Annotated in this window: 5 protein-coding genes; 2 read left to right on the forward strand and 3 right to left on the reverse strand. The window is 32.0% G+C overall.

Annotated features, from left to right (window positions below; translation table 11 throughout):
• Both ACTG3S_RS12715 and ACTG3S_RS12720 read left to right on the forward strand, forming a co-directional pair.
• Positions 1–696: universal stress protein (locus tag ACTG3S_RS12715; RefSeq protein ID WP_439129717.1), on the forward strand; the 696-nt coding region annotated here is incomplete at its 5' end.
• A gap of 138 nt (positions 697–834) precedes the next feature.
• Positions 835–1,677, forward strand: a complete 843-nt coding sequence (locus ACTG3S_RS12720; protein WP_439129718.1) for an aldo/keto reductase — start codon at positions 835–837, stop codon at positions 1,675–1,677.
• Positions 1,678–1,753: 76 nt separating this feature from the next.
• Here ACTG3S_RS12720 and ACTG3S_RS12725 read toward each other — a convergent pair whose 3' ends face one another.
• From ACTG3S_RS12725 to ilvC, 3 genes are all read right to left on the reverse strand, one after another.
• The gene (locus ACTG3S_RS12725; protein ID WP_439129719.1) at positions 1,754–3,346 is read right to left on the reverse strand and encodes an NADP-dependent glyceraldehyde-3-phosphate dehydrogenase; all 1,593 of its coding nucleotides are present in this window, start codon (positions 3,344–3,346) and stop codon (positions 1,754–1,756) included.
• 166 nt (positions 3,347–3,512) lie between these two features.
• A complete protein-coding gene (ilvA, locus tag ACTG3S_RS12730) occupies positions 3,513–4,775 on the reverse strand; it encodes a threonine ammonia-lyase IlvA (RefSeq protein WP_439129721.1) in 1,263 nt (420 codons plus the stop codon).
• Positions 4,776–4,851: 76 nt separating this feature from the next.
• Positions 4,852–6,013: ketol-acid reductoisomerase (gene ilvC, locus ACTG3S_RS12735; RefSeq protein ID WP_439129722.1), on the reverse strand; the 1,162-nt coding region annotated here is incomplete at its 5' end.

The raw sequence follows: 6,013 nt of genomic DNA on the forward strand, positions 1-6,013 counted from the left end.
ATAGATATGGGTGCCAGTAGTAAATTTAGCATTCCAGAAAGTATGCTCTATTTAAGAAAAACCAGAGAAAAAGTATTGGCCTTTAAAGCAAAGTTTTTTGATGAAAGCACTAGAGTAGAGTATTTTATAAAACTAAACACACCTTTTGATGGCATACAAAAATATGCAGATAAAATTGATGCAGATTTAATTGTAATGGGTTCTAAGGGACATTCTGAATTTGAGGAAATAATGATAGGTTCTAATACAGAAAAAATAGTTAGAACCTCTACAAGACCGGTGATTATCGTAAAAAAAGATGCCAAAAAATTTAAACTTAAAAACTTGGTTTTTGCATCTAACTTTAAAAAAGAAAACAAAGCAGTTTTTGACAAATTTTTAAATTTTGCAAATACGTTTGATAGTAAAATTCACTTATTAAAAGTTAATACACCATCTAGATTTGTAAGTACTTCTGAAGCAAGACAAAAAGTAAAAAGTTTTGTAAAAGATTTTAAATTACCCAAACACACCATAAACATTTATAGTGATGTTTCTGTTGAGAAAGGTATTTTAAACTTTTCTAGAGAAAAAGGTGCAGATTTAATTGCTTTAAGTACTCATGGCAGAAGTGGCATTTCGCATTTATTTACAGGAAGTGTAACGAAAACTTTGTCTAAAAATGCTTTAAAACCAATGTTTACTGTAAAGGTTTAAAATTATTTTACTAGATTAATTTTTATTTACAAAATACCAGCTATTTCTTAATTTGTTTGGTATATAAACGGCGAAAGTTATCATGTAACGAGTTGTATGTAATTTGATCAAACATAAAAAAATGCTTCTAAGAAGCCTATGAAAAAAGTAACCTTAAATGATGGAAATAAAATACCTCTAGTAGGTTTTGGAACCTACAAATGTAAGGAGCAAGATGGAATTGAATCTGTAAAATCTGCAATTTCTAAGGGTTATCGTTTAATTGATACAGCAGCAATTTATGAAAATGAAGAAGCTGTAGGTAAGGGTATAAAAGCCAGTGGAATTTTACGAGATGAAATTTTTATAACTACTAAATTATGGCGTGAAAATTTAGGCTATGAATCCACAAAAAAAGAACTTGAAAAGTCTTTAAAAAGACTTGATCTTGATTACATAGATTTGTACTTGATACATTGGCCAGCAAATGCTAAAAATTACGACAATTGGCAAAAAATAAATGCTGATAGTTGGCGAGCAATGGAAGAATTACAAGCTGAAGGTAAAATAAAATCTATAGGTGTCAGTAATTTTTTTAAAGAGCATTTAGAAGCACTATTTGAAACAGCAAATGTTATTCCTGCAATTAATCAAATAGAGTTTCATCCTGGTTATTGGCAACAAGAATTAACAGCGTATTGTAAACTTAAAAACATAGTAGTTGAGTCTTGGTCGCCTTTAGCAAGGGGAAAGGTTTTTGGAAATGAAGTGCTTACAGAAATTGCAAAAAAACACCGTAAATCTGTGGCTCAAGTTTGCCTGAGATGGATTATCCAACACAACGTAATTATTATACCAAAATCTACATCACCCAAAAGAATTGAAGAAAACATCCATCTGTTCGATTTTGAATTGAATCCAACAGAAATGGAATTAATTAACAGGTTTCCCAAGATGGGCTTTAGTGGCGAATTACCAAATATTTGGCCAGATAAAATTTAAAAAAACATCCCAAATCAAAAACAAAAAAACCTTCAATACTGAAGGTTTTTTTAATATATAAAAATCTAATTTTAAATTACAATATATAATCTGTACTAATAAAATTAGAGGCTTTTTTATCTAACAATTCTTGTAAAATAGCATTGTTATATTCTGTGTCTTTAGAAGCTACAAAAGTTCTAATGGAGAATGAACGTAAGGCATCATGCACACTTAAAGTAGCAACTGCAGAATCTTTTCTGCCCGTAAACGGATATACATCTGGCCCTCTTTGTGCTGCAGAGTTTAAGTTTACTCTACACACTAAATTTACCAAAGTATCAATTAATGGTGCCAACGTTTTTACTTGACTGCCAAAAACACTTACTTGCTGCCCGTAATTAGAAGCTGCCATGTCATCTAATGGCTCTTGAATGTTTTTAAAAGAAACCACAGGAATTACTGGGCCAAATTGCTCTTCTTCAAAAACTCTAGATTCTTTAGAAACTGGATATAAAACCGCAGGGAAAATATAATTTTCGGTAGTTTCTCCTCCTTTTTTATTAATAATTGCTGCTCCCTTTTCGATTGCATCATCAATTAATTCTTGAATGTAAGCTGGTTTACCTGGTTCTGGTAATGGGGTTAATTTTACATTTTCTTCCCAAGGATTTCCAAATTTTAGAGCATCTACTGCTTTTGCAAAACGCTTATTAAATTCGTCTACAATATGTTCGTGTACATACAATATTTTTAAGGCTGTACAACGTTGTCCGTTAAAAGAAGTGGCTCCAGAAATACACTCGCTAATTGCCAAGTCTAAATCAGCATCTGGTAAAACAATACCCGGGTTTTTTGCCTCTAAACCTAACACCAAACGCAATCTGTTTTTCTGTGGATGATTGGCTTGAATTGCATTGGCAGACTTACTGTTTCCTATTAAAGCTAACACATCTACCAAACCTGTTTTCATAATTGGTGTAGCCAATACTCTACCTCGTCCGTAAATAATATTTACAACACCTGCAGGAAAACTATTTTGAAAAGCTTCCAATAAAGGCGATAATAATAAAACCCCATGTTTTGCAGGTTTAAAAATGGCTGTATTCCCCATAATTAAAGCAGGAATTAACAACGCAAACGTTTCGTTTAAAGGATAATTATAAGGGCCTAAACACAAAACAACTCCCAAAGGACCACGTCTAATATGCGCATGAACTCCGCTATTTTTTTCAAACTTTGCAGAGTCTCTATCCATTTGTTTGTAATCTTCAATAGTATCGTAAATATACTCTACTGTTCTATCGAATTCTTTTTCAGAGTCTGGTAAAGATTTTCCTATTTCCCACATTAATAATTTTACAACCTCTTCTCGCTTTGTTTTCATTTGAACCACAAACTTTTCCATAGCTGCAATTCTGCTTTCTACTTTCATCGTTGGCCACAAACCTTGCCCTCTATCGTAGGCTTTAGAAGCTGCATGTAAAGCTTCTATACCTTCTTCTCCAGTTAAGTTCGGTACAGTTCCTAATAAAGTGGGTTTGTATTCTTTGGTTGATGAAATAGATGAGTACACCTCAGCTTTTTCACCTTTCCATTCTTTTAATTCGCCACCAACTAAATACGTATTCTGATCTACTAATGATGTAATTTTATATTCTTTAGGTATTTCTGTAAAAGTATTTTTCATAAGTTTTATTCTAATAATTGTCTAAAAATTGATTAATTAATGGTAAATATTAGACGCTATCTACTTATCAAAATTAAATAAAAATAGTTTGTTAACTATCCTTTACTGTTTTAAATAACGAAAACCTTTTCGGTTTTTTATTATATTTTATTTAAAAAAAAGTCAATTAAACAAGGAATTGAAACAAATCTGGTTTATCGTTTAAATATTCGCCATAAAAATTTCTTTCCTTCATCCTTTTAATTAAAGGTGCTAAATCTTTAGATGTTTTTAATTGTAAGCCTACTACAGCAGCTCCATTTTCTCTATTTGTTTTTTTGGTATATTCAAAGTGTGTAATATCATCATTAGGTCCTAAAATTTCTGCCACAAATTCTTTTAAAGCACCTGCTCTTTGTGGGAATTTTACTATAAAATAGTGTTTTAAATTGGCATATAATAAGGCGCGTTCTTTAATTTCTGCGGTTCTTGTGATATCGTTATTACTACCACTAACTATACAAACTACATTTTTGCCTTTGATTTCATCAGCAAAAAAATCTAAAGCTGCAATACTTAACGCTCCTGCAGGTTCTACCACAATAGCATCTTTATTGTATAAATCTAAAATGGTTTGGCATACTTTACCTTCTGGAACTGTAATAACTTCGTGTAAATTTTGTTGACAAATGGCAAAATTTAAATCGCCTACTTTTTTAACAGCTGCACCATCTACAAAAGAATCTATCGTTTCTAAAGCTGTATTTTTTCTATTTTTTATTGATGTTAACATAGATGGAGCACCTTCTGGCTCCACACCAATTATTTTTGTTTCTGGAGAAATGTTTTTAAACACAGATGACAAACCTGAAGACAAACCACCACCACCAATGGCAACAAAAAGATAATCTATTGATTTTTCTGTTTGCTCTAAGATTTCTAAACCCACTGTTGCCTGCCCTACTATAACTTTTTCATCATCAAAAGGATGAATAAAGGTTTTCTTTTTTAAGTTGCATTCTAATTTTGCAGCATTTGATGCGTCATCAAAAGTATCGCCCTCAATAACTATTTCTACAAAGTTTTCTCCAAACATTTTAACCTGATTAATTTTCTGGTTTGGAGTTGGAGATGGCATAAAAATTGTGCCTTTTATTTTTAACAGTTTACAAGACAAAGCAACACCTTGCGCATGATTGCCTGCACTTGCACAAACAATACCTCGTTGTTTTTCATCATCATTTAAAGAAGACATTTTGTTGTAAGCACCTCTAATTTTATAGGAGCGAACTACTTGTAAATCTTCTCTTTTAAAAAGAATATTGGCATTGAATTCTTTAGAAAGATTACTGTTTTGATTGAGTGGAGTTTTATAAGCAACTCCTTCTAACTTTTTTGCAGCATCCTTTACGTTTTCTAACGTTGGAAAATAGGTTTGTTTGTTTTGCATCTTTCGAATATAAAAAGAAAACCTGTCAGATTTTGATTTCTGACAGGTTTTGTAAATTTAAAAATCTTTATGTTATTTATGCAGATTTTATCACTTTCATTGCTGTCATAGAAGCTCTTAATGTTTCTCCTACTTTTTCAACTGGATGGTTTCTAATAATTTTATTAATTCGAATTAATTCTTGATTGTCTACATCATTAGAATCTGAGAATTTTTTACCAATTACATCTGTAGAAACTGTTTTCATAAAATCAGTTAATAAAGGTTTACAAGCATGGTCGAATAAATAACAACCATATTCTGCAGTATCAGAAATTACACGATTCATTTCGTATAATTTTTTACGTGCAATGGTGTTTGCAATTAATGGTGTTTCGTGTAATGATTCGTAGTATGCAGATGCATCAATAATACCTGATTCTGTCATTGCTTCAAAAGCCAATTCTACACCCGCTCTTACAAAGGCAACTAATAAAGTTCCGTGGTCAAAATATTCTTGTTCAGAGATTTCATCTGAAGTGATTTCTTGTTTTTCGAAAGCTGTTTCACCAGTTGCAGCTCTCCAAGTTAATAGGTTTTTATCATCATTTGCCCAATCTTCCATCATTGTTTTCGAGAAATGACCTGTCATAATATCATCCATATGTTTTTGAAATAATGGACGCATGATGTCTTTCAACTCTTCTGAAAGTTTGAATGCTTCTACTTTTGCAGGGTTAGACAATCTATCCATCATATTTGTAATTCCACCATGTTTTAAGGCTTCTGTTACAGTTTCCCAACCATATTGAATTAATTTTGCGGCATAACCAGCATCTATACCTTCTGCTACCATTTTATCAAAAGATAAAATTGCACCTGTTTGCAACAAACCACATAAAATAGTTTGCTCTCCCATTAAATCTGATTTTACCTCAGCTACAAATGAAGATGCTAAAACACCTGCTCTATGACCACCAGTGGCAACTGCATAAGCTTTTGCTTGTGGCCATCCTTTATTTTCTGGGTCGTTTTCTGGATGTACAGCAATTAATGTTGGTACACCAAATCCTCTTTTATATTCTTCTCTAACTTCAGAACCTGGACATTTTGGCGCTACCATAATTACGGTTAAATCCTCACGAATTTGCATCCCTTCTTCTACAATATTAAAACCATGAGAATACGATAATGTTGCTCCTTTTTTCATTAAAGGCATTACTGTTTTTACAACATTGGTGTGTTGTTTGTCTGGTGTT

Source organism: Polaribacter sp. (assembly GCF_965656025.1).
GTDB lineage: Bacteria > Bacteroidota > Bacteroidia > Flavobacteriales > Flavobacteriaceae > Polaribacter.